Source organism: Halorubrum salinarum (assembly GCF_013267195.1).
Taxonomy (GTDB): Archaea; Halobacteriota; Halobacteria; order Halobacteriales; family Haloferacaceae; genus Halorubrum; species Halorubrum salinarum.
Genome location: NZ_CP053941.1, coordinates 648,775 through 672,297, shown reverse-complemented (window position 1 = coordinate 672,297; position 23,523 = coordinate 648,775). Strand labels below are relative to the sequence as shown.

Here is a 23,523-nt window from a genome sequence, read left to right as displayed (position 1 = left end):
AGGATTCAAAATCGATCTCCGACCGCTGAGAATCACCACGACTTGATGCTAATTCGACCTGAAACTGGCCTATCCTCCGAAACTGTGGAGCGGCGAGATATAGATTTGCTATCGCAGTATGAGATTTATCGGCCACCGATCCCGAACGCGCGTCCCTTTTAGGAATCGCCGGAGTAGGGGCGCGTATGGTGCGAAACGTCGCCGGCGACATGGCGGAGCTCGACCCCGAGGACTTCTACCTCCTCTCGGGCGTCGAGCAGGGGATGCGCTTCTCGGAGTGGGTGCGCCGCGACAAGCTCCCCGACTACGCGGACCTGACGCGCGAGGAGGTCGACTACCGGATCGACCGGTGTCTCGACCGGGAGCTGATCGAGCGGAAGACGATCCAGTACGAGGGGTATCAGCTCACCTTCGAGGGGTACGACGCGCTGGCGCTCCGGACGTTCGCCGAGCGCGAGACCATCGACGGCGTGGGGTCGCCCCTGGGGCTCGGCAAGGAGGGCGACGTGTACGAGGCGCAGTCGTTCCGGCCGCTCGCCCTGAAGTACCACCGCGAGGGGTACACCAACTTCCGCGAGGTGAACCGCGAGCGCGAGTACACCGCCGACCGCGACCACGTCTCGTGGCTCTACACCGCACGCAAGGCGGCCGAACGCGAGTACGAGGCGATGGAGGAACTGTACCCCGACGTGAGCGTCCCGCGGCCGGTCGATCACAACCGGCACGCCATCGTGATGGAGAAGTTCCCGGGCGTGGAGCTGTCGCGCGCGAAGCTCGACCCGGAGCAGGCGGTTGGGGTCCTCGATCTGATCCTCCGAGAGCTGGCGACCGCACACGACCTGGGCTGGGTCCACGCCGACGCCTCCGAACACAACGTCGCCGTCGCGGAGAGCGGCGTGACCATCTTCGACTGGCCCCAGGCCGTGCCCGTCGACCACGAGAACGCGCGCGACTTCCTGAAACGCGACGTCGAGAACCTCACGCGGTACTTCGCTCGCAAGTATCCCCACGAAGTGCCCCGAGAGGCCGATATCGACGGTATCGCCGCCGCTATCGCCGACGGCTCGTTCGACAGCGTTCGGGCGTTCGACGACCGATAAATCAGATAGCGCGATATACAATTCCTATCGGGCAGTACGACGACGGTCCTGCCCGACGCGGAACCACCGCGTTGAAACCGGTCGCTCGCGAGACTCCCGAATAGCTCATGGAGGACTCGGACCCCGACCGCTTCGCCGCCCGGATTACCGAGGGGGACGCCGAGGCGGTCGTCGCGGCCGTCGCGCGCCTCGAGGCAGTCGACGCCGAGACTCGTAAGCGCGCGCTGCGCGCCGTCAGAGACGCGGTCGACGACGGGACCCGCCTCGGTGAGGCGGCCGCCGAGCCGCTGACGTCGTTCCTGACCGACGACGACCGGGCGGTTCGGCTGACGGCCGCGAAGCTGTTCGTCGCGCTCGCGCGGACGGCCCCGGAGGCCGTGACCCCCGCCGTCGATTCGCTCGGGGCGCGGCTAGCGGACGACGCGGAGTTCTACTACGTCCGGGCCCGCTGCGCCGAGGCGCTCGGGTACGTCGCCGTCGAGTCGCCCGAGGCGGTCGCGGACCCGGCGACGCTGGCCGACCTCCGCGTCGGACTGGAGTTCGACGAACCGGAGGTGAAAGAGAAGCTCGCGAAGGCGCTAGCGCACGTCGCGCTCGGTGACCCCGGTCGACTCCGCCACCACGTCGACTCGCTCGCCGAGCACCTCGACGCCGACGACGAACTCGTGCGCTACCACCTCTGTACCGCGCTGGTCGCGATAGGCTGTGAACACCCCGAGCGGCTGACGGCCGCCGAGGCCGCCCTCGGCGAGCGCCTCCGCGACGAGAGCGCGTACGTTAGGGGCCGCGCCGCCGAGGCGCTCGGCCTGCTCGCCGGAACCGAGCCGCCGGGAGAGCGCGTCGACGCGGGCGACGCGCTCGACGAGGTCGACGCCGACGCGGCGCCGTCCTTCCTACTCGACCGCGCGGAGTTCCACCGTCGCCGACTGGCCGATCCGGCGTCAGATCCCGTGTCCGGCGTCGGCACCGTCGAGTCGGTCCGGGAGGGGACGGCCGACGCGGTCGCGGCGATGACGGCCCCCGACGACGGCGCCTGCCCGCACTGCGGCCTCGACTTCGCCGACGGCGGCCCGCCGATGTGCCCGCGCTGCGGGACGCCTCGCTGACAATTTTGGCCGGCCTAAAGATTCGGAACTCTTTTGAATAGTTAGGCGAGCCTAAAACGTATGGCAGATGAACGGCCTGACCGGCTGGAATCGTCTCGACGGGACTACGTCAAGTACGGCGCCGCCGTCGGGGTCGGCGGCCTGCTCGCCGGCTGTACGTCCGACGCCGGAAGTTCGTCGGGGCCGACGGACGACGACCCGGAGACGGAAAACGAGACGACGGAGGGGGACGACGGCGGGACGACGAGCGCCGAGGAGTCGACCGAGGACACCGGGTACTCGGTGACGATGTCGCCGGCCGGTACGGTGGAGTTCGACGCGGTCCCGGAGACGGCGGCCGTGTACTCCAACCACGACGCCGACATTCTCGTCTCGCTCGGCCAGTCCGACGTCATCTCGTCGCTGGGCTTCCCCGAGAACTACAGCGCGCAGTACTACGACGAGCTCCCGGGCGTCTCCCTCGACACGGGCGACCTGACGAAGCTCTACGACGACGGCGTCGACAAGGAGGTGTTCTACGAGCTCGACAGCGACGTCCACCACATTGACCCGGTGTGGATGGGCGGCTGGTCCTCGTTTGACGACGCCGACTTCGACGAGATCGAGTCCAACATCGCCCCGTTCTTCGCCAACTACCACAGCCGGACGAACATCGCGCCCGACAGCGCGTCCGACTACCAGTTCTACACCATCTGGGAACTGGTCGACAAGTACGCGCAGGCGTATCAGGTGCCGGAGCGCGGGGCAGAGCTGAAGGCCGTCCGCGACGAGATGGTCGCGGACATCCGAGCGGACCTCCCGCCGCAGTCGGAGCGGCCCGAGGTCGGCGTCGTCTGGTACGATCAGAAGAAGGAAGCCTTCTGGGTGTACCACCTGAACGAGCCGGGATTCCAGAACGCGCACACCCGGCCGCTGCGGGCGAACGACGCGCTCTCCGAGTTCGACAGCGGTCCCCGGAGCGGCTGGTCCGACAGCGCGCTCATCGACATGGAAGCGATGCTCGACGCCGACCCCGACGTGCTCCTCCACTTCTCGGACTGGCAGAACCCCGACGAGGCGACGGAGGCGTTCTTCGCCCTCGACGAGCACCCGGTCGGGAAGGAGCTCACCGCGGTCGAGAACGACCGCCTCTACGCGAGCGGCGACGCGTTCCAGGGACCGATCATCAACATCTTCCAGATCGAACTCACCGCGAAACAGATCTACCCCGACCTGTTCGGCGAGCCGCCGGAACCCGGAAACACCGGCGGACTCGGTGAGATGTTCGACCCGCAGCGCGTCGCGGACATCGTCAACGGGGAGTTCTAACCATGAGCGACGACGACACCGACACGACGGCACCGAGCCGACGCGACTACGTCAAGTACGGCGGCGCGGTGGTCGGCGGCGGCCTGCTCGCCGGCTGCGCGGGCCGATCCAAGTCCGGTTCGACGCCGGACTCGAACGGCACCGAGACGGGCTCGACGAACGAGACGGGGTCCTCGACCGACGACGGGTCGGCGGACACGGCCGAGGACGGCTCGTACTCGGTCGAGATGTTCCCCGTCGGCGAGGTGGAGTTCGAGTCGGTCCCGGAGGCGGTCACGACGTACAACATGGGGTGGGCCGATATGGTGGTCTCGCTCGGTCAGGCGGACAAACTCCAGACAAACCGACTGAGCGCGCCCACGCTCTTCTACGACCGGCTCGACATCGACTACGACAACGACTGGCCACCGCTGTGGCAGGACGGCGGGATCCCCAAGGAGGTACTCTACGAACACGACCCAGACGCGTTCCTCATCGACCCCAACCTGATCCAGGCCTGGGACGACAACTGGGACGACTCCGACGTCGAGGAGATCGAATCGAACGTCGGGCCGTTCTTCGGCTGCCACAACCGTCGCATCAGAAGCGACTGGCAACAGGAGATGGGCTACCCCGAACGGGCCCCGTCGATGTTGGAGGCGTTCGAGAAGGTCGGAACTGTGCTCGACGAACGGGCCCGGACCGAGGCGTGGCTCGACCTCCACGAGGACCTCCAGTCCGAGGTCGAATCGCGGCTCCCCGACGACGGCGAGACACCGTCCATCGGCCTGATAAACTCCGGCTCCTCGCCCGAGAACGGCGAGTTCTACGCGCTGTATCTGGAGGACAACGGCTACGAGATGAAGCCCTACCGAGACCTCGGACTCGTCGACGCTGACGCCTTCGCCGGCGTCGAGACCGGCCAGTACGGCAAGACGGACTACGAGACGCTGCTCGAAGTGGACCCGGATGTCATCGTCGTCCACTGGGGCGTCACCACGGGGTCGGTCACCTTCGGCGGTGACGGGGCGTTCGACGCCGAGCGGTTCCGTGAGAAGTTCGTCGCGCCGATGGAAAACGACGAGGTCGGGAGCCAACTCACTGCGGTCGAAGAGGGGCGCGTCGTGCCCGGTCCGACCGCCGAGCAGGGCCCGCTGGTCAACGCCTTCCAGACGGAGCTCACGGCCCGGCTGTTCTACCCCGAGGAGTTCGGCGAAGTCGACACGGAGGCGCCACTCGACGTGCCCGAGGGCGAACGGCTGTTCGACCGCCAGCGCGTCCGAGACATCGTCAACGGTGACATCTGACCGATGAGCACCACCGACCCCGAAGCGACACACGACTGCGACCGCGACGTGGCCGTCGTCGGCGGCGGCCCGGCCGGCTGCTCCGCGGCCGTGTTCTGCGCCCGCGAGGGGCTCGACACGGTCGTCTTCGACCGCGGCCGGTCGTCGCTCAAGCGCTGCGCGCACCTCGAAAACTACCTCGGCTTCCCGGCCGGGATCGACATCGAGACGCTGTACGGGCTGATCCACGACCACGCCGAGACCGCCGGCTGCGAGATCGACTCCGACCTCGTCGAGTCGGTCGCCCGCGCCGACGACGGCGAGGGCTTCGTCGTCACTCCGCAGGAGGGCGACCCGGTCACCGCTCGCCGCGTGATCGCGGCGACGCGCTACGACGGCTCGTACCTGCGCGGACTCGACGACGACGCGGCGATGTTCGAGACGTACGAGGAGGGCGACGAGGAGCACGACTGGTTCGACCGCGAGTACCCCGACCGTGACGGGACGACGCCCGTCGACGGGCTCTACGTCGCCTCGCCCTCGGACGAAACAGACACCCAGGCGATCATGGCCGCCGGCCGCGGCGCCCGCGTCGCCCACCGCGTCATCGCCGACGCCCGGATCGACGACGGCTGGTGGGAAGCGGTCGCGGACGGCGTCGACTGGGTGCGCCGAGAGGCCGAACTCGACGACGAGTGGAACGACCGCGACCGGTGGACCGAGTGGTTCGACGACCACTACGGCGACGACGCGCCCGTCGACACCGACTCCGACCGCTACCGGCGCGTCCGCGCCGCGGCCATCGACGAGTCGCTCTCGTCGTACGTCGAGCCGGACGAGATCGAGGAGCGCGCCGCCGAGGGGCAGGCCGCGCTCGCGTCGCACCTCGACGCGGACCGAGTGGCCGGGGCCCTCGACGCCGAAACGCTGCTGGACGCCGTCGACACCGAAACGCTACTCGACGGCGTCGACGACGAGACGCTGCTCGACGCGGTCGACGAGGACAGCGTTCGGGACCGCGCCGCCGAACTCGGCGCGACGCTGGGGGGATCCTGACCGTGGCGACGGGCACCTCCGCCGGGGCGGCCGGCTGGCGCGAGCAGTGGTTCGGCTGGTTCGACGGCTCGCTGTTCACGCTGTGTGCGGCGAGCCTCGCGGTCGTCGTCCTCGGCGGGCTCGCTCAGGTGAGCTTCGGCGCGTTCTCGATGACGATCGTCGACGCGTGGCAGGCGGTGTTCGACCCCCGCGTCGTCTTCGACGCGCAGGCGTGGCGAGCGTTCCTCCTCGGGGCCGAGCTCCCGGAGATGGGGAAACAGAGCCTCATCGTCTGGAACATCCGGCTGCCGCGGGTGTTCGTCGCGATGCTCGTGGGGATGAACCTCGCCGTCTCCGGCGCCATCTTCCAGGCCGTCACGCGCAACGAGCTGGCGAGCCCGTTCATCCTCGGCGTCTCCTCCGGCGCGGGCCTGATGATCCTGCTGACGCTCGTCGTGTTCTCGGGGCTGGCGGCGTTCCTCCCGCTCATCGCCTCGGTCGGCGGCGCGGTCGCGTTCCTCGTCGTCTACGCCATCGCGTGGAAGAACGGCACCTCGCCCGTCCGGCTCGTGCTCGCGGGGGTCATCGTCGGGACGGTGTTCAGCAGCCTCCAGACGGCGCTGTTCTTCTTCGCCGACGACATCGGCGTCGTCCAGTCGGCCATCTCCTGGACCACCGGGTCGCTGACGGGCACCGACTGGGAGCAGGTCCGGATGGCCCTGCCGTGGACCGCCGTCGCGATGCTGCTCGCCTTGGTCAGCTCCCGGCAGCTGAACGTCCTGCTGCTCGGCGAGCGCACGGCCAGTTCGCTCGGGATGAGCGTCGAGAAGGTCCGGTTCGCCCTCTCGGGCGTCGCGGTGCTCGCGGCGTCCGCGAGCATCGCCGTGGCGGGAATCGTCGGCTTCGTCGGGCTGATCGTCCCGCACATGGTGCGCAACATCGTCGGGAGCGACTACCGGAAGCTGGTGATCGGCTGCCTGTTCGCCGGCCCGGCGCTGCTGGTCGCCGCCGACGTGGGCGCGCGCCTCGGCATGGCGGTGCTCGTCGGCTCCGACGCGCAGATCCCGGTCGGCATCGTGACCGGGCTCGTCGGCGGACCGTACTTCCTCTACCTGATGCGCAGACAGGAACGGATGGGTGAGATCTGATGGCGCTCGAACCGACCGCGGGCGAGTCGAAGCGCCCGACCGAGACCGAGGCCGACGCGGGTCGGGACGCCGAGGCCGGCGGTCGCCTCGACGGGGAGGACCTCGTCCTCTCGTACCCCGCGAGCGACGGGCCCGTCGTCGACGGCGAGTCGATCACGGCCCCGAGCGGGGCGGTGACGGCGCTCGTGGGTCCGAACGGGTCCGGCAAGAGCACGCTGCTGAAGGGGCTCGCCGACCAGCTCGCGCCCGACGCCGGCTCGGTGCTCGTCGACGGCCGAGAGATCGGCTCGTTCGACAAGAAGGAGCTCGCACGGACGATGGGGCTGCTCTCGCAGGAGAGCACCTCGCCGAACAGCATCACCGTCGAGGACCTGGTGTACCACGGACGTTACCCGCACCGCGGGTTCTTCGAGACGACGACCGACGAGGACGAGGCGGCCGTCGACCGCGCCATCGAGCTGGCGGGCTGCGGTCACCTCAGGGACCGCGAGGTCGGCAGCCTGAGCGGGGGGCAGAAACAGCTCGCGTGGATCGCGATGGCGCTCGCGCAGGACACGGACGTGCTCCTCTTGGACGAGCCGACGACGTTCCTCGACCTCCACCACCAGATGGAGGTGATGGAGATCATCGAGACGCTCCGAGACGAGAGCGAGGTCACCGTGGTCGTCGTCCTCCACGACATCGAGCAGGCGGCGCGGGTCGCCGACCGCGTGGTCGCGCTCAAGGACGGCGCGATCCGCGCCCGCGGCACGCCGGAGGAGGTCGTCACCGAGGACCTGCTCGCCGAGGTGTTCGAGATCGACGCCGCGGTCGACCGGACGCCGCGAGGGCCCCGGATCGAACCGCTCCGCGCCCGGCACGACGACGACCGCGAGCGCCCGAGCGAGCGCGTCGCGCGGGCCGACGGCGGCGACGAGTAGGCTCGCGACCGGCGCGGTCGATCCCGGATCGGTGGCGCACGGCGCTCCGTCGGGGATCGACGGATCAGAATCCTTTTCAATTTTTAGGTCGACCTAAAAATATGGCAGACGAACGAAGCCAGCGTCGGGCGCCGACCCGGCGAGACTACGTGAAGTACGGCGGCGCGGTCGTCGGCGCGGGAGTGCTCGCCGGCTGCGCGGGCACCTCGGACGACAGCTCGGCGCCCGAGGGCAACGAGACGTCCGACGCGACGAACGGGACCGCGGGCTCGGACGACGACGCCGCGGCCGAGTCGACGGCCGACGCGGGCTACACCGTCGAGATGGCCCCGATGGGCGAGGTCGCGTTCGACGCGGTGCCCGAGCGCTGGATGGCGTACTTCAGCACGTACGGCGACATGGGCATCGCGCTCGGTCAGCTCGACGGGCTTCAGGGGCTGATCTTCACCGAGAACTGGCCGCTCGGGTTCTTCGACCACCTCCCCGACGTCGACGTCTCCTTCGACGGCGTCGCCCAGCTCATGGGCGACGGCGGGATCGACAAGGAGTCGTTCTACGAGCTGGACGCCGACGTCCACCTGATGGACCCGAACTTCATCAGCCTCCTCGACGACACGTGGACGGACGCCGACTACGAGGAGGTGGCGACGAACGTGGGTCCGATCGTCGGCAACTCCATCCGTCGCCGCGGCGAGGACTGGCACGACTACCGGTACTACTCGCTGTACGAGGCCTTCGAGGTCGTCGCCGACGTGTTCCAAGAGCGCGAGCGCTACGAGGCGCTCAAGTCGGTCCACGACGGGCTGATCGCGGACATCGAGTCGCGACTCCCCGACCAGGCCGAGCGGCCGACCGTCGGGCTCCTCTCGGTCAACTCCGACTTCGAGAACGGTACCTTCTACGCGTACCCGGTCAACGACGGCAACGGTCACAAGCAGTACCGGGACGTGGAGATGCGCGGGGCCTTCGACGACGCCATCGAGGGGGGCTACGCCGAGTGGGACTACGAGCAGATCCTCGAGGTCGACCCCGACGCCCTGCTGTTCCAGTACGGCTTCTCGCACGTCTCGGCCGAGGAGTTCGAGCGGCGCATGGACGCGATGCGCGAGGACCCGGTCGGCAAGCAGCTGACCGCGGTCCAGAACGACCGCCTCTACCGCGGCGGCACGTCGTATCAGGGGCCGCTCATCAACCTCTTCCAGACAGAGGCGGCCGCAAAGCAGTTCTACCCCGACGCCTTCGGCGAGTGGAACGGGATCGAGACCCTCTCCGACCCCGAGGCCCGGCTGTTCGACTACCGGCGCGTCGCGGACATCGTCAACGGGGACTACTGAGATGCGCGACGACGCTCCGACCCGACGCGACTACCTGACGTACGGCGGCGCGGTCGTCGGCGGGGGCCTGCTCGCCGGCTGTACCGGCGGCTCCGAGGGCCCCGGGTCGAACGCGACCGACGACGAGACGACCGGCGGGTCGAACGCGACGGAAGGGTCCGACGCGACGGGAGACTCGAACGGCTCGACGGCCGACCCCGGCTACACGGCGACCATGGCTCCGGCCGGCGAAGTCGCGTTCGACGCGGTCCCGGAGGACATCATGGTCTACAGCCTCCTGTACGCCGACCTGGCCGTCGCGCTCGGCCACGGTGACGCGGTCAACTCGCTCGGCTTCGACGCCGACGCCGGCGGGAACACGCTGGACGCCTACTACGCCGACCTCGACGGCGTCTCCTTCGACCGCGACGGGCTCGCGCAGCTCAACACGGGCTCCGGCGGCGGCATCTCCGTCGACCGCGAGTTGCTCTACGAGCTCGACAGCGACCTCCACCTCGCGGATCCCTGCCTGTTCGTCTCCTTCGACGGGTGGACCGAGGACGACGTCGCCGAGATCCGCGACAACGTCGGGCCGTGGTTCGGGAACATCTACAGCCGGCGGCGCTCGCAGCCGCCGGAGCCGTGTCGGGACCGGTACGAGTACTACGCGCTCCCGGACATCGGCGAGCGCGTCGCCGCCGTCTTCCGGGAGGAGGAGCGGTTCGCCGCGCTCGACGCGGTCCGCGAGGACCTGCTCGAGACGGTCCGGAGCGACCTCCCGCCGGCCGAGGACCGGCCAACGGTCGCGACGCTCATCTACATGGACGGGACCTACTACCCCTCGCGGACCGACGGCCCCGGGTTCGCGAACGCGCACGTCCGACCGCTCGGCGCCCCCGACGCCTTCGCCGGCGACGAGGTCACCTACGAGACGACGTACGACCACGAGGCGCTGCTGGAGGTCGACCCCGACGTGGTCCTCCACCAGTTCGGGATCGCCTCCTACTACGACGTGGGCGCGGTCCGCGAGGAGCTGGCGGACCACCCCGTCGCGAGCGAACTCGCCGCGGTCGAGAACGACCGGTTCTACCCGTCCGGGAACCCGGTTCAGGGCCCGATCATGAACCTGTTCCAGCTGGAGATGACCGCGAAGCAGCTGTACCCGGAGCGGTTCGGCGAGTGGCCCGGCTACGACCACGGCGACGCCTACCCCGCGATCCCCGACGGCGAGCGGCTGTTCGACCGACAGCGCGTTGCGGACATCATCAACGGAGACGCCTGACATGAGCGACGACGACATCACCACGACCGGAGAATCGACCCGGCGGGACTACGTGAAGTTCGGCGGCGCGGTCGTCGGCGGCGGGCTGCTCGCCGGCTGTACCGGCGGCTCCGACGACGACGCGACGCCCCCGGCCAACGAGACGGGCGGTGCGACGAACGAGACCGCGGACTCTGACGGCACCGACGAGACGACCGACACCACCGAGTACAGCGTCGAGATGGCGCCGGTCGGCGAGGTCGCATTCGACGGCGTCCCGGAGACGTGGGAGTCGTACTTCCCGGGCTACGCCGACATGGGCGTCGCGCTCGGACAGGCCGACGGCCTCGCCGCGGTCGGCGTCAAGTCGCGGTACCACACGTCGTACTACGACGAGCTCGACGGCGTCTCGGTCGACAAAGGCGAGGTCACGCAGCTGTACGACGAGGGGATCGACAAGGAGCTGTACTACGAGCTCGACAGCGACGTCCACCTCACCGACCCGCAGTGGCTGCTCAACAACTCCTTCTTCGGACTCGACGAGGGCGACGTGACGGAGTTGACGGAGAACGTCGCGCCGTTCGTCGGCAACGCGAACTTCCGTCGGACCGACCCGTGGCACGACTACCGGTACTACACGATGTACGAGGCCTTCGAGAAGGTCGCGGAGATATTCCGGCAGGGCGACCGCTTCCGGGCCTTCGCGTCTCTCCACGACGACCTCCTCGCGCGGGTCCAGGCGGACCTCCCGGCGGCCAACGCCCGGCCCGCGGGGCTGCTGTGTTTCGCCGGGTCCGATGCGCCCGAGAAGTTCTCGCCGTACCGCCTCACCGACAAGGGGACTAACAAGAAGCACTTCCGCGACCTGGGCGTCTCGGACGCGCTTTCCGGGACGGGCGTCGAGGGCCTCTCGACGGACGACCGCGGACAGATCGACTACGAGACGATGCTGGAGGTCGATCCCGACGCGCTGTTCGTCCGCGGCCACGAGACCAAGACCCGCGCCGAGTTCGAGGACACCGTCTTGGCGTTCATGAAGGAACACAGCGTCGCAAGCGAACTGACCGCCGTCGAGAGCGGCGCGGTGTACCGCGGCGGCCCGATATATCAGGGACCGATCCAGAACCTGTTCCTGACGGAGCGGTTCGCGACGCTTCTGTACCCCGACACGTACAGCGGCGAACTGTTCGACCGCGACGCGGTGAGCGCCATTGTCACCGGCGACGCCTGACCGCGGGCGGACGTTTCCGCGCCGCGGTCACACCCGGGGGGACCGGCCCGCGGCCGGGCCGCGAGCGCGGACTCCGTGTGGAGCGGACCGTGACGACGCGTCCCGTTTCGGGGGCGTACTGACCGGTACTTTCTTGTATTTTTAGGCTGGCCTAAAACATATGCTCGGAGGGAACCGCACCGACACCGGATCGACTCGGAGAACCGTTCGGACCCGCGCGAGCACGTCGCCCGGTCGGCGGACCGAGGCCGGCCGTCCGAACAACGCCTGAACCATGGTACGGACCGACATTGTCGGACGGACGAGCGCGGCCACACGGATCGCGGTCGCCGTCGTCGACGGAGAGGCCCTGGGATGAGCGTCGACACGTACGTCGAACGCGCTCGGACCCGCGTTCGGACGGAGCGGGAGGCCCTCGAGGCGAAACGGACGGCGTTCGAGCGGTTCGACCGCCGCGTTCGGTCGATATCGACCGATCCGACGCCGGTCGCGTCGACGGGCGCCGCCGTCACCGGAACGGAACACCGCGTGAGATCGGCGGGCGACGCCCGCTGCCGAGACGTCCGTCGGGCGTTCGAAGAGACGGTCCGGCCACACAGCCTCGACGACGTCGAGGGATCCGGCGACGAGTCGCTGCTGGAGACGGTCCGCTCGGAGCTCACCGAGTCGATCGCGCTGGCGCTCTCGCCGGCGACCGACGCCTCGTTCAGTCCGCAGCTGAAGCGAACGGTCGTCGCCGAGACGGCCGCCCGTCGGAACGAGGTCAAGGCGCTCGAGGGGGCGCTCGCCCGCGAGGCGGCGCACCTGTCCGACGCCGCCGACGCCGTCGACGCCGTCGTCGAGCGCCTCGCGGCCCTCGACGAGACGCCGCTCACGGCGCTCGGTTTCGGGGCGCTCGAGACGCGACACGAGACGCTCGACGAGCTCCGATCGCGGTGTGCGGACTTGGCGCGGCGCCGACAGGAGTTTCTGAACGGCACGACGAGCAACGGGGCCGAGGCCGCCGTCGCTCACCGGCGGCTCCCGCCGTACCTCTACCGCGACTTCCCCGTCGATCACCCCGTCCTGTCGACGGTCGCGACGCTCGACGCGACGTGTGACGACTGCCAGCGGGCGGTGCGGAGACACCTCGTTCGGAGGGTATGACCGTGGGAAGCGGACCGCGAGGTCGGCGCGCTCAGGCGTGGGCCTGGACGTTCCTCGCGACTTTCGGTCCCGGTGACGGGCGTGAGGAAGGGGACGGCGCCGACGACGCCGACGGACCGTCGTCGACCGGGGCCGACGGCGAGACGCGAGGGGGCGAGCGATGACCGGCGCCCCGCAGTACCTCTTGGCGGTGTACATCCTCGGGCATCGGAACGGGGAGCCGATCGGGACGGGCGCGGTGGCCGAGGCGCTCGACCGGTCGCCGGCCACGGTCACCGAGACGTTCCAGCGGCTCGACGACGACGGCCTCGTCGAGTACCGACCGTACGAGGGCGCGACGCTGACGGACGCGGGACGCGAGCGGGCCGCGGAGCTACACGAGACCTACGTGACCGTCTCGTGGTTCTTCCGGAGCGTCTTGGACCTCGACGACTCGGAGGGTCAGGCGATGCGGGTGGCGGGGCTCGTCAGTCCGATCGTCGCCGAACGCCTCGCGGAGACACTCCCCGTCGAGACGGGCGATGGCACGGGAACCGACGCGGACGACGCGTCGGCGACGACCGACGACGAGCGGTCTTGACCCAGGCCCGGACGCGCCCTCGCCCCGGCCGAATCCGGCAGACCGGTACCGACCGCCGTCCCGTTTTAGGCGGTGCGAAAAATAACAGAACGTAATTACTTATCAGCGGAATATCGGTATATATCCTATATATAGCCTCTATCGCGTGTTTTTAGGGTACCCTAATACCACAGTTTTATGATACTATGCGTCGAACGTGAGAACGCAATGAGCGCAGAAGGACTCGAACGGCAGACGCGGAGTTACCTGAGCAACGAAGTCCCGCAGATCCAGCAGCACGGCGGCAGCTTCGAGATACGCGACGTCGACGAGGAGGCGGGAACGGCGACCGTCGCCATCGGCGGCGCGTGTTCGGGCTGTGGTATCGCCCCGATGACGATGAAGGCCATCGAGCGCCGCCTGCCGGAGAGCGTCGACGGCCTCGAAGACGTGGAAGTCGTGCGGTCCGGCGGTCCGCGAGCCGCGGTGATGCCGTCGAAGACCGACGAGATGGACGAGATGGACGAGTACGAGGACTACAGCCCGCCGTTCTGACCGGGGAACCGGACGAGTCCGTCCCCGCCTTCGGGGAGAGCGCTCGAACCACGGACCCCGACCGGTCCCCGTGACCGCGCTCGACCACCGCCTCGACCGGCCGGTTCGGGCGCGGTTTCCCCCGACTCGCCGAACTCTTTAGGCCCGCCTAAGATTCGAAACCGATTTATTTCTTTAGGGTGGCCTAAACCACATGGACTCAGACGCAGAGCGGTCCGGGGCGACCCGACGCGACGCGATCAGGTACTGCGGCGTCGCCGGCGTGGGAGCGCTCGCAGGCTGCGCCGGAAGCGAGCCGCCGGAGGGCCCGAACTCGACCGACGACGGCGGGAACGAGGCCGGCTCGGGGGACGGCGGCTCGGACGGATCGGGCGACTCCTCCGCGGACGACGGGAGCTACACCGCGTCCATCTCGCCGACGGGGGAGGTGACGTTCGAGTCGCCGCCGGAGACGGTGTTCACCCGGCTCACGCACCACGCCGGCATGGCGTTCGCGCTCGGCCGCGGGAACGACGTCACCGCCCTCCACGCTCCGGACTACTACGACGGCCTCTGGAACCAGTTCGTCGAGCGCCTCCCCGGCGTTTCGCTCGACTGGTCCGGGCTCTATTCCTCGTGGCAGCCGGACAAGGAGAAGCTGTACGAACTGAACAGCGACGTCCACCTCGCGGACCCGGCGTGGATCACGCGACAGGACGCGTGGAGCCGGGACGACATCGACGAGATCGGCGAGCGCGTCTCGCCGTGGTTCGGCAACTCGCTCTCGGACCGGCACCAGGAGCCGCCCGCGGAGTGGGCCGAGGGCTACCAGTACTACGGCCTCTGGGAGCAGTTCGAGATCGTCGCCGACGCGTTCCGGGAGCGCGAGCGCTACGAGGCGCTCGCGGGCGTCCGGGAGGACCTCCTCGCGACGATCGAGGCGGGGCTCCCGCCGGAGTCGGAGCGCCCGACCGCGATCATGATCGCCGCCGCGGACGTCGAGGAGATATACGCGTACACGCTGAGCAACCCCGGCTTCCTCACGTCGCACACGCGCCCGCTCGGGCCGCGCGACGCCTTCGAGGGGAGCGTCGAGTCCGGCACGGTCGTCGACTTCGAGACCATCCTGGAGGCCGACCCCGACGTGATCCTCTACCTCGGCGGCTTCGAGCCCGGGACCGACATGGCCGGCCGGCGGGCCGCCTTCGAGGACGACCCGGTCGGCTCCGAGGTCACGGCGGTCAGGAACGACCGAGTCCACCCGCAGGGCGCCCGGTACCAGGGGCCGATCCTCAACCTGTTCCAGCTGGAGATGACCGCGAAGCAGCTGTACCCCGAGGCGTTCGGCGAGTGGCCCCGCTACGAGGAGGGCCCGTACCCGGAAATCCCAGAGGCGGAGCGGCTCTTCGACCGGCAGCGGGTCGCGGACGCGATCAACGGGGACCTGTAGATGCGCGCCCGCGAGTGGACCGTCGCGGCGATCAACGACGACCCGACGGCGCACGGCATCCCGGAACTGCCGACGTGGCGCGTCGAGCGCGGCGAGACCGACGGGATCGCGTTCGCCGCGACCGACCGCGACGAGCCCTTCATCGCCGCCGAACGACCGGTCAGAGTCCGCCGATGACCGGTGACTTCACCGAGCGCTCCGGCCGTTCGGACCCCTCCGACGGCGACGACCGCTCGGCGCGCGCCCGTATCGCGACCCGCGACCGAAGCCCGTATCTCGTCGCGGCCGCGTCGACCGGTATGGACTCCAATCGCAACCGGACCGCCGCATCCCAGCGGAGACGGGTGATCGAGCGATGACGACGGACGCGACCGGCCCGGCCGAGGGGTCGGACGCCCCGGCCGGAGCGCACGCGGCCGAGCGCGACGTGGTCGTGGTCGGCGGCGGCGTCGCCGGGCTCTCGGCGGCCGTCTACACCGCCCGGCAGGGGCTCGACACGCTCGTCGTCGACCCCGGCGGCTCGATCCTCCGCCGGAACGCGCGCTTGGAGAACTTCCCCGGCTTCCCGCTCGGCGTCGACGCGCGCCGGCTGCTGGACCTGCTCGGCGAGCAGGCGGAGACCGCCGGCGCGGACCGCCTCGACGCCCGCGTCACGCAGGTCGCGCTCGCCGACGGGGAACCCGACGCCGCAGGCGGGGACGGCGAGGACGCGGCCGCCCGATTCGCCGTGACCACCGACGACGGGGACCGGATCGGGGCGCGGCACGTCGTCGCGGCGACGAAAAACGAGGTCGGGTACTTAGAGGACCTCGACGGCGTCGACATCGTCGACCGCGGGAAGGCGTACGTCGACGCCGACGAGCGCGGCCGGACCGGCGTCGACGGGCTGTACGCGGCCGGGCGGCTCGCCCGCAAGCCCCACCAGGCGGCGGTGTGCGCGGGCCACGGCGCGGAGGTCGCCGTGACGCTGCTGGAGGCGGCGGACGTGCCGTTCTACCACGACTGGGTCGCGCCCGAGGGGTACTTCACCGACCGCGACCGCGAGGTGCCGCCGGGCTGCGAGGAGATCGACGCCGCGGAGCGCGAGGCGCGCGAGGCGGCCGCGCTCGACGCGGCCCGCGACCGGTTCGCCGAGCCGCACCCCGACCCGCAGGAGACGCACCCGAGCCTAGAGGAGTGACCGACCCAGCGACCAGGAGCGACACGTGATCGGAACCACCCTACTCGACATCGCGGACCACATCGAATCGCTCGCGGCCGACGACGGCGAGTTCTCGCTCGTCTGCGCGCGGTACGGCGACCGGCCCGTGCCGGCCGCGGGGCTGCGCTTCGAGAGCCGCGAGACCGCCCGCGCGGCGGCCCGGGCGACCGAGCAGTACCGCGACACCCTCCGGCGGTACGACCCCGAACTCCCCTTCTACGACGTGGTCGTCAGACAGGAGTTCGCGGAGCCGCCGTCGGAGTCGACGGGGCGGGACGACGACGGACCGACGTTCGCCCCCGGCGACGGCGGGTCGCCGCCCGCGGAGCTGGCGGACCGGATCGTGGACGGCACCGTTCACCGGGGTCCCGGCGGGGACGACGCACCGACGGACCGCCGACGCGCGGACCAGGCCGGGGGGCGCGGCCGGGCCCGCGACCGCGTCGAGTTCTGCCACGCGGCGGCCGCGGCGACGTTCGAGGCGCTCTCCGCCGGCGGGCACGACCGTGCCGAGTCGGCCGTAATGAACGCGTACTTCTCGCTCGCCGAGCGCGTCGCCGACCCCGACGACCTCTGTCTCTGCCTGCTCGAAGCGATGGCGACGGCGCTCGACCGGCACCTCGACCCGGGCGCGCAGGCGTCGGTGCTGGCCGACGCCGCCGAGCGCCTCCCCGAACCGTCGGAGCCGGCCGCCGCCGACCCGGTCGACGCGGCCTTCGACCGCCTCGCGGCCGTCGGTCTCGTCGAGGGGTACGAGCGCGTCGACGAGGCGGAATCGGCCGCGGGATACGGGGCTCCGACCGCCGACGCGACGGTCCGGGTCTCCGGGTACGCGCTGTCGCCCGCCGACGGACGGGTCGCGACGCTCCCGGCCGCGCTGGAGCTGTGCCGCCGGGACTCGCGCGGCCGGACCGCCGGCATCGCCCTCCTCGGCGCGGCCGGGAGCGACGCGACCGGCTCCGACTGGTGGGTCCGGGTCGACCCGGACGCGCCCGCCCTCGACGGCGGCCCGTCGACCGCGTCGGTCCCGTCGGCGGACTGACCGCCGCGTCTCGACGCCAGCGTCGCCGCCCTACTCCTCGTCCGGCTCGATCCGCACCAGGTCGGCCTCGACGTCCTCGACGAACGCGCCCTGTCCCCCGACGGTGACCTCGCCGTCGTCGGTCGCGACGACGAGCGAGTGCTCGACGGGGAACTCGTTGTTCGTCGGCTCCACCATCCCCTGTTTCGTCTCGACGACGCGCCCGACGACCTCGGCGGGCTCGTCGTCGTCGGTCCACCGCCCGCCGACGGTCACCCGCGGCGGGTCGCCGGCGCGGAGCCGCAGGGTCGCCTGGAGGACGGTGTGCCGGAAGTCGGTGTACTCGGCGGGGAGCGGCGCCGGGTCGGCGACGGCCAGCTCGGTCGCGGCGGGCCAGTAGTTCCCGAGGAAGGAGCCGACGATCACCGGCGCGAGCTGCTCCTGCGCGAACGCGATGGCCTGCCGGTCGGTGGTCGACCGGCGGAGCAGCTCCGGCGGGGAGACGACCCCGGCCGCGGAGTCGACGGTGAGCAGGGTCGGCATCGCCTCGCTCCAGGTCCGGACGACGTTCGCGACGCCCGCCAGCCCGGGGTCGTCGGCGTCGAGGTCCGCGGCCGCGTCGGAGACGACGAGCAGGACGAGCACGCCGCGGTCCACCGCCTCGACGAGCGCCTCCTTCACCTCCGGGAGCTGCTTCGCGGTGATCGACAGCGCCACCTCGCTCTCGGCGTCCGCGAGCAGCGAGCGGATCCGCTTGATGACGGTGGCCCGCGACTTGATCACCTCGAACTGCTCGGCCTGGCGCTCGACGCGGGAGTACCGCTCCGCCAGTCCGGGCCGCATCGCGTCCACGTCGGACCGGAGCCGGTCGATGACCTCGTCCGGCGGGTTGGCGCGGATCGTCGTCGGCACGACGTGGTCGTTCACCTCGACGAAGCCGCGCTCCGCCAGCGACTCGCTCACGCTGTAGACGTACCGCTTCGAGACGCCCGCCGCGTCGGCGACGGTGCTCGCCTTCGCCTCGCCGTGTTCCAGCAGACTGAGATAGGTGTCGACCTCCTTGTCCGAGAGCCCGAAGCGACGGAGGAGGTCGGTCAGCGTCCGGTCGTCCATACGAACGCCTCTTCCGAGCGACACTTATAAGGGTCGGTACCGGGCGACCTCGCCGCGCCGCCGGTCGGCGACGCCGGACCCTCTCCGAAGCGTGGCGACGGCGTCGACCGCTATCGGAGCACGGCGACGGCGTCGACCGCGACTCGGACCTCGCCTTCGCCGTCGCCCTCGACCGTACTCCCGTCGCCGAACAGGTCCGCCTCGACCGGTCCGGGGACGGCGACGGTCGCCGGCTCCGCGGCGAAGTTGACGACGACGAGCAGGGGGTCGGCGTCGCCGCTCGCTGCGGCGTCACCGACTCCCGCGCCCGTCGGCGGCGTCCGCTCGTAGGCGACCACGCGCTCGGCGTCGCCGTCGACGACGCGGGCGTCGGCCGCACGGCCGTCGAACGACACCCCGCCGCGGCGCAGGAGCGGTTCGGCGTCGCGCAGCGCGGCCAGTTCGCGGTGGAAGTCGGTGAGGTCGTTGTCGCCGTCGTGCCACCGGATCGGGCCGCGGTACGTCTCGTTGCCCCGCTCCTGGCCCGCGTAGATCATCGGCGCGCCGGGCAGCGTGAACGTCACGGCCGCGGCCGCGCGGAGCGCCTCGCGGCCGTGCTCCGCGAGGTACCGGTCCTCGTCGTGGTTCTCGACGTAGCGCATCTGCGCGGCGGGGTCGTCGAAGCCGAGCCACTCGCCGCGGGCGAGGGCGGTCTCGACCGCGTCCGCCGGCTCGTCGCCCGCGCCGACGGCGCGGAGCGTCTCGTACAGCGACGTGTCGTAGTGGCGGTGGAACTCCCCCTCGCCGTAGAACGGGTCGTGCGGGAGCGTCTCGTCGAGCAGGAGGGTGTCGTCGGGGACGCGGTCGGCGACCTCCTTCCAGAAGCCGTGCGGGACCCCCCACGCCACGTCCGCGCGGAAGCCGTCGACGACGCCGGCCCACTCGTCGACCACGTCGAGCAGCCACTCGCGGACCGCCGGGCTGTCGTAGTTGAGGTTCGGGATGCGGCCCCACTCGAAGTAGTAGTCCGGGGCGTCCCCGTCGCCGAGTTCTGCCCAGTCGATCCCGGTCACGTCGGCGGCCGCGTCGGTCCGGCGGTAGTGGTCGGCGTACGCGTCGATGCCGGCCGAGTGGAGCTGGAACGCGGGGTGGTCGCGGGAGGTGTGGTTGATCACGAGGTCGAAGATCACGCGGATCCCGACGTCGTGGCACGCCTCGACCAGGGACTCGAACGCCTCGCGGGAGCCGAGGTCCGCGGCGGTGTCGTAGTAGTCGGTGACGTGGTAGCCGTGCTCGGTCGGCGACGCGAGGACGGGGGTGAGCCACAGCGCGTCGACGCCGAGGTGGTCGAGGTACTCGACTCGGCGCTCGATCTCCGCGAACGTCGTCGGGAGCGTGTCGCCCGCGAACGAGCGGACGAAGACCTCGTAGATCGTCGGCGATTCGGCCCACTCCGGCGCCGGGTTCGGGTCGCGCACCGCGACCGGTCCGTCGCCGCCGGACTCCGCGCCCTCCCGCTCGATCCGAACCGTCTCCGCGGCCCCGTACCGCTCGCCGTGCGGGACCGCGTGGATCCGGACCGAACCCGGGAGGTCGTCGAGCGGGACCGAGAGCGTCCGCCCGTCCGCGCGCGACTCGATCGCCGCGACCGTCTCGGGGTCGGCGTCGCGGTCGTCGACGAGGAACGTCGCGTCGAGCGCGTCCGGGTCGCCGCCGCGCTCGACGCCGTCGACCGCGGGCGCGGGCTCGACCGCGGCGGTCAGGCGGAGCCGGTCGCTCGCCGCCGGGTCGTCGGCCTCGACGACCGACGCGTCGAGCGAGAGCCGCGGCCGACCGGGACCGGGCACCTCGCACTCCCCGTGGTACGCCGCCGAGCGGTCGCCGTCCGGGACGAAGCCGAACCCGTGTCGCCCCGGCGGGACGCGGACCGAGGCGACCCACTCGTCGCCGTCGCGCGCGGCGCGGTCGAGCGCGAGCCGGTTCTCGTTGTGCGGCCACAGCAGGGAGACGCGGTCGACCGCGCCGTCCTCGACGCCCAGGTCGTCGGCCGGGACGCGGATCTCCGCCTCGCGGCGCTCGTCGGGGAAGGCGCGGACGCGCTGCCGGTGGGTCCCGTCGGGCGCGTCGAGCGCGAGGATGTAGGTGCCGGGGGCGTCGGGCGCGAGGTGGACGACCGGGTCGTCGTCGCGGCCCGTCTCGCCGGCCCGCAGCACCGCCGTCGGCCCGTCGGTCCCGGTCGCGGACTCCCCTTCGCCGTCGGGGTCGACCGTCGTCGCCGAACTCGGCGGGCCGGTCGCTGTCGGGTCGGGGCCGTCGCCGGGGGAGAGGTCGCTGTCGGCGGGCGCGTCGCGGACGGTCCAGCGGTAGCTGCCGTCGGGGTCGGGCGACCGCGGCGCCAGCTCGACTGGCTCGCCGACGCTCGTCGTTCGCGGGGGGCCGGGTTCGTGCACGCTCCGCCTCTCGTCGCGCCGCGGTTTGAGGGTTTCCGTTTCCCAAACGAATGAACAATAATTACACCAAAGGTTCATACCGGGCGGTGGCGTGTGTTCGCGTAATGCAGCTCCGCGACGCCCTCGACGACTACAAGCGCCACGCCGGCGACGGGACGCGCTTCCCCGGCGAGCGGCGCACCGTCTCCGGCCGGTTCTCGGGCGGAAACGGCCGGCTCGTCCACGTCGGCGACGACGGCGAACTCCGCGACTTCGGCTACCCGCTCACCGGCCGGACCGGGCTCGTCCGGTCCCGGATCGGCCTCGCCGTCGGCGACGAGGTGGCCTGGCTCGACGAGGCCGAGACGAGCCAGCGGTACGTCGGCGACACCGCGCTGGTCGAGACGGTCCACGAGACGCCGCGCGCGACGGTGACCCGCCACGACCTCACGCTCGGCGACGCGCACCTCACCCGGGCGTCGGTCGAGTTCGCGGACGGCGACGTCGACCCGGCGGACGCCTCGCTCGTCGTCTACGCCCGCTTCGCGCCCGACGGCCGCGACGACCGCGTCGGCCAGCTCCGCTACGACGACGCCGTCGAGGTGTACCACGCCGACGAGCACGACTTCCTCGCGAGCGCGACCGGCTTCGCCGACCTCCGGGGCCAGCTCCCGGCGACGTTCCCCGAACTGCTCGACGACGACCCAACCGAGCTCCCGCGCGACCGCGACGGCGACCGCTACGAGGAGGAGCGCCTCTCCGGCGAGGTCATCGCCGACGTGCCGTTCGACGACGGGGTCGCGACCGTCGCCACGCTCCTGACCGACCGCGCCGAGACCGACCGCGAGGCGGCCCGCGAGCGCCTCGACGACCTCTTCGCCGACCTCGACGGCGTCGACGCGCTCGCCGAGGCGGCCGCCGACGCGCTCCCGTCGGTGCCGGATTCGGCGCCCGCCCGCGAGTCGGTCGTCGCGGACTTACGCGTCCTCTCGCTGCTCTCCGCGCCGTCCGGGCTCCGGATCGCGGGGCCGGACTTCGACCCCTACTACGAGCACTCCGGCGGCTACGGCTACACGTGGTTCCGCGACGACGCGGAGATATCCGGGTTCCTGCTCGGCGCCGCCGACGCGGTCGGCCTCGACCTCGACGACTGGCACGCCCGCTCCGCCCGCATGTACGTCGACACGCAGCGCCCGGACGGCTCCTGGCCCCACCGGGTGTGGCCGCGGAACGGCGCGCTCGCGCCCGGCTGGGCGAACGCCCGCATCGAGGACGGCCCGGACGTGGACTACCAGGCCGACCAGACCGGCAGCGTCGTCGCGTACCTCGCCCGAGCGCGGGCGGCGGGCGTCGACGTGGACGGTCTCGACGCCACGCTGGTCGCCGCGCTCGCGGGCCTCGACCGGACGCTCGAACCCGACGGCCGCCCCGTCGTCTGTCAGAACGCGTGGGAGGACTCGGCCGGCCGGTTCGCGCATACCGCCGCGACGTTCCTGGAGGCGTACAGCGAGCTCGCGCGGCACGGCGAGGGGCTCAGCGTCGACGCGCTCGACGACCCCGACGCTGTGCCCGGCGCCGCGTCGCTGCCGGACGACCTCGCCGCGCACGCCCGCGATCGGGCCCGCGAGGTGTACGCGGCGCTCGACGACCTGTGGGTGCCCGAGCGCGGCTGCTACGCCGTCCGCGAGACGCTCGACGGCGGCATCGACGACCGGCTCGACTCCGCGACGCTGGCGCTCGCGGCCGCGCACCGCTCGTTCGACGCGCTCGGCGCGGCGGACGGCGAGGGCGGCGCGGTCGACGAGGAGCGCCTCGACCGACTGGTCTCGCACGTGGAGACCGTCGTCGACGGCCTCTCTCACGAGACCGACGACATCGCCGGCCTGATCCGCTACGAGGGCGACGGCTGGCGCCGGGCGGACCAGCTCTCGGAGAAGGTGTGGACCGTCTCGACCGCGTGGGGCGCGAACGCCTGCGCGGAGCTCGCGGCCCTGCTCGCGGCGCACGACGATCCGCGCGCCGCCGAGATGACGGCCCGGGCCCGCGACCTGCTCGCGCACGTCTCGCCGGGCGGCTCGCTGTGCGAGCCGACGACGTACCTCCCCGAGCAGTTCTTCGACGACGGGACGCCCGACAGCGCGACCCCGCTCGGCTGGCCGCACGCGATCCGGCTGGCGACGGTCGCGCTGCTCGACGACGAACTGCCGCAGTTCGCCGACCGCGCCGCCGCGGACGACGACTGACCGACCTCGGACGGCTATTTATAAGTAATTAGCTGCGGGCGGCGCGTGCCTGCGAGCGGCCGGAGCGAAGCGGAGGCCGCGAGGGAGTCGGGCGCCGAGCGAAGCGACGGCGCCCGACGAGGCTGGGGAGGTGTGAGGCTGCGGTGCTGTCCGGGCCGGGA

20 protein-coding genes are annotated in these 23,523 nt (G+C 71.2%); 18 read left to right on the top strand and 2 right to left on the bottom strand.

Going from position 1 to position 23,523, the window contains the following annotated elements:
* Positions 1-185 precede the first annotated feature (185 nt).
* From HPS36_RS03510 to HPS36_RS03430, 17 genes are all read left to right on the top strand, one after another.
* On the top strand, positions 186-1,100 hold the full coding sequence (locus HPS36_RS03510; protein WP_173228521.1) for a serine/threonine-protein kinase RIO2: 915 nt from the start codon (positions 186-188) through the stop codon (positions 1,098-1,100).
* A 107-nt stretch (positions 1,101-1,207) separates the two neighbouring features.
* Positions 1,208-2,206, top strand: a complete 999-nt coding sequence (locus HPS36_RS03505) for a HEAT repeat domain-containing protein (protein ID WP_173228520.1) — start codon at positions 1,208-1,210, stop codon at positions 2,204-2,206.
* Between the two features lie 60 nt (positions 2,207-2,266).
* Positions 2,267-3,514, top strand: a complete 1,248-nt coding sequence (locus HPS36_RS03500; RefSeq protein WP_173228519.1) for an ABC transporter substrate-binding protein — start codon at positions 2,267-2,269, stop codon at positions 3,512-3,514.
* Between the two features lie 2 nt (positions 3,515-3,516).
* Positions 3,517-4,800: an ABC transporter substrate-binding protein gene (locus HPS36_RS03495; protein WP_173228518.1), complete on the top strand. Its 1,284-nt coding sequence runs from the start codon at positions 3,517-3,519 to the stop codon at positions 4,798-4,800.
* Between the two features lie 3 nt (positions 4,801-4,803).
* Positions 4,804-5,835 carry an NAD(P)/FAD-dependent oxidoreductase gene (locus HPS36_RS03490; protein ID WP_173228517.1) on the top strand — a complete coding sequence of 344 codons (1,032 nt, stop codon included), beginning with the start codon at positions 4,804-4,806 and terminating at the stop codon, positions 5,833-5,835.
* Entirely contained in the window at positions 5,832-6,962 is a 1,131-nt protein-coding gene (locus HPS36_RS03485) for a FecCD family ABC transporter permease (protein WP_173230779.1), read from the top strand. Before HPS36_RS03490 ends, HPS36_RS03485 begins: the two co-directional genes overlap by 4 nt.
* Positions 6,962-7,882: an ABC transporter ATP-binding protein gene (locus HPS36_RS03480; RefSeq protein ID WP_173228516.1), complete on the top strand. Its 921-nt coding sequence runs from the start codon at positions 6,962-6,964 to the stop codon at positions 7,880-7,882. Before HPS36_RS03485 ends, HPS36_RS03480 begins: the two co-directional genes overlap by 1 nt.
* Positions 7,883-7,983: 101 nt before the next feature.
* A complete protein-coding gene (locus HPS36_RS03475; protein ID WP_173228515.1) occupies positions 7,984-9,216 on the top strand; it encodes an ABC transporter substrate-binding protein in 1,233 nt (410 codons plus the stop codon).
* Position 9,217: 1 nt separating this feature from the next.
* Positions 9,218-10,477: an ABC transporter substrate-binding protein gene (locus HPS36_RS03470; RefSeq protein WP_173228514.1), complete on the top strand. Its 1,260-nt coding sequence runs from the start codon at positions 9,218-9,220 to the stop codon at positions 10,475-10,477.
* Position 10,478: 1 nt separating this feature from the next.
* Entirely contained in the window at positions 10,479-11,687 is a 1,209-nt protein-coding gene (locus HPS36_RS03465) for an ABC transporter substrate-binding protein (RefSeq protein WP_173228513.1), read from the top strand.
* A 354-nt stretch (positions 11,688-12,041) separates the two neighbouring features.
* The gene (locus HPS36_RS03460) at positions 12,042-12,833 is read left to right on the top strand and encodes a DUF7260 family protein (RefSeq protein WP_173228512.1); all 792 of its coding nucleotides are present in this window, start codon (positions 12,042-12,044) and stop codon (positions 12,831-12,833) included.
* A 160-nt stretch (positions 12,834-12,993) separates the two neighbouring features.
* Complete coding sequence (locus tag HPS36_RS03455) at positions 12,994-13,413, top strand: metal-dependent transcriptional regulator (protein WP_173228511.1); 420 nt, start codon at positions 12,994-12,996, stop codon at positions 13,411-13,413.
* A gap of 207 nt (positions 13,414-13,620) precedes the next feature.
* The gene (locus HPS36_RS03450; protein ID WP_053771741.1) at positions 13,621-13,947 is read left to right on the top strand and encodes a NifU family protein; all 327 of its coding nucleotides are present in this window, start codon (positions 13,621-13,623) and stop codon (positions 13,945-13,947) included.
* A gap of 193 nt (positions 13,948-14,140) precedes the next feature.
* Positions 14,141-15,376 (top strand): ABC transporter substrate-binding protein, encoded by a 1,236-nt coding sequence (locus tag HPS36_RS03445; protein ID WP_173228510.1) that lies wholly within the window; start codon positions 14,141-14,143, stop codon positions 15,374-15,376.
* The gene (locus HPS36_RS03440) at positions 15,377-15,553 is read left to right on the top strand and encodes a hypothetical protein (protein WP_173228509.1); all 177 of its coding nucleotides are present in this window, start codon (positions 15,377-15,379) and stop codon (positions 15,551-15,553) included.
* 178 nt (positions 15,554-15,731) lie between these two features.
* Positions 15,732-16,556: an NAD(P)/FAD-dependent oxidoreductase gene (locus tag HPS36_RS03435; protein WP_173228508.1), complete on the top strand. Its 825-nt coding sequence runs from the start codon at positions 15,732-15,734 to the stop codon at positions 16,554-16,556.
* Between the two features lie 25 nt (positions 16,557-16,581).
* Positions 16,582-17,619 (top strand): DUF7551 domain-containing protein, encoded by a 1,038-nt coding sequence (locus tag HPS36_RS03430; RefSeq protein WP_173228507.1) that lies wholly within the window; start codon positions 16,582-16,584, stop codon positions 17,617-17,619.
* Positions 17,620-17,649: 30 nt separating this feature from the next.
* Here HPS36_RS03430 and HPS36_RS03425 read toward each other — a convergent pair whose 3' ends face one another.
* Together HPS36_RS03425 and HPS36_RS03420 are read right to left on the bottom strand one after the other, a co-directional pair.
* Positions 17,650-18,711 carry a TrmB family transcriptional regulator gene (locus HPS36_RS03425; protein WP_173228506.1) on the bottom strand — a complete coding sequence of 354 codons (1,062 nt, stop codon included), beginning with the start codon at positions 18,709-18,711 and terminating at the stop codon, positions 17,650-17,652.
* 110 nt (positions 18,712-18,821) lie between these two features.
* Positions 18,822-21,140, bottom strand: a complete 2,319-nt coding sequence (locus tag HPS36_RS03420) for an alpha-amylase family glycosyl hydrolase (RefSeq protein WP_173228505.1) — start codon at positions 21,138-21,140, stop codon at positions 18,822-18,824.
* 104 nt (positions 21,141-21,244) lie between these two features.
* On the opposite strand from HPS36_RS03420, the gene HPS36_RS03415 reads away from it, so the two are divergent.
* Complete coding sequence (locus HPS36_RS03415) at positions 21,245-23,362, top strand: glycoside hydrolase family 15 protein (RefSeq protein WP_173228504.1); 2,118 nt, start codon at positions 21,245-21,247, stop codon at positions 23,360-23,362.
* The last annotated feature ends 161 nt before the right edge of the window (positions 23,363-23,523 follow it).

Bases quoted from the DNA above. Each gene is read 5' to 3' on its own strand.
- HPS36_RS03460 (WP_173228512.1), top strand. From the start codon at position 12,042: ATGAGCGTCGACACGTACGTCGAACGCGCTCGGACCCGCGTTCGGACG.
- HPS36_RS03450 (WP_053771741.1), top strand. From the start codon at position 13,621: ATGAGCGCAGAAGGACTCGAACGGCAGACGCGGAGTTACCTGAGCAAC.
- HPS36_RS03465 (WP_173228513.1), top strand. From the start codon at position 10,479: ATGAGCGACGACGACATCACCACGACCGGAGAATCGACCCGGCGGGAC.
- HPS36_RS03475 (WP_173228515.1), top strand. From the start codon at position 7,984: ATGGCAGACGAACGAAGCCAGCGTCGGGCGCCGACCCGGCGAGACTAC.
- HPS36_RS03425 (WP_173228506.1), bottom strand. From the start codon at position 18,711: ATGGACGACCGGACGCTGACCGACCTCCTCCGTCGCTTCGGGCTCTCG.
- HPS36_RS03435 (WP_173228508.1), top strand. From the start codon at position 15,732: ATGACGACGGACGCGACCGGCCCGGCCGAGGGGTCGGACGCCCCGGCC.
- HPS36_RS03490 (WP_173228517.1), top strand. From the start codon at position 4,804: ATGAGCACCACCGACCCCGAAGCGACACACGACTGCGACCGCGACGTG.
- HPS36_RS03455 (WP_173228511.1), top strand. From the start codon at position 12,994: ATGACCGGCGCCCCGCAGTACCTCTTGGCGGTGTACATCCTCGGGCAT.
- HPS36_RS03445 (WP_173228510.1), top strand. From the start codon at position 14,141: ATGGACTCAGACGCAGAGCGGTCCGGGGCGACCCGACGCGACGCGATC.
- HPS36_RS03495 (WP_173228518.1), top strand. From the start codon at position 3,517: ATGAGCGACGACGACACCGACACGACGGCACCGAGCCGACGCGACTAC.
- HPS36_RS03500 (WP_173228519.1), top strand. From the start codon at position 2,267: ATGGCAGATGAACGGCCTGACCGGCTGGAATCGTCTCGACGGGACTAC.
- HPS36_RS03480 (WP_173228516.1), top strand. From the start codon at position 6,962: ATGGCGCTCGAACCGACCGCGGGCGAGTCGAAGCGCCCGACCGAGACC.
- HPS36_RS03510 (WP_173228521.1), top strand. From the start codon at position 186: ATGGTGCGAAACGTCGCCGGCGACATGGCGGAGCTCGACCCCGAGGAC.
- HPS36_RS03415 (WP_173228504.1), top strand. From the start codon at position 21,245: ATGCAGCTCCGCGACGCCCTCGACGACTACAAGCGCCACGCCGGCGAC.
- HPS36_RS03440 (WP_173228509.1), top strand. From the start codon at position 15,377: ATGCGCGCCCGCGAGTGGACCGTCGCGGCGATCAACGACGACCCGACG.
- HPS36_RS03505 (WP_173228520.1), top strand. From the start codon at position 1,208: ATGGAGGACTCGGACCCCGACCGCTTCGCCGCCCGGATTACCGAGGGG.
- HPS36_RS03470 (WP_173228514.1), top strand. From the start codon at position 9,218: ATGCGCGACGACGCTCCGACCCGACGCGACTACCTGACGTACGGCGGC.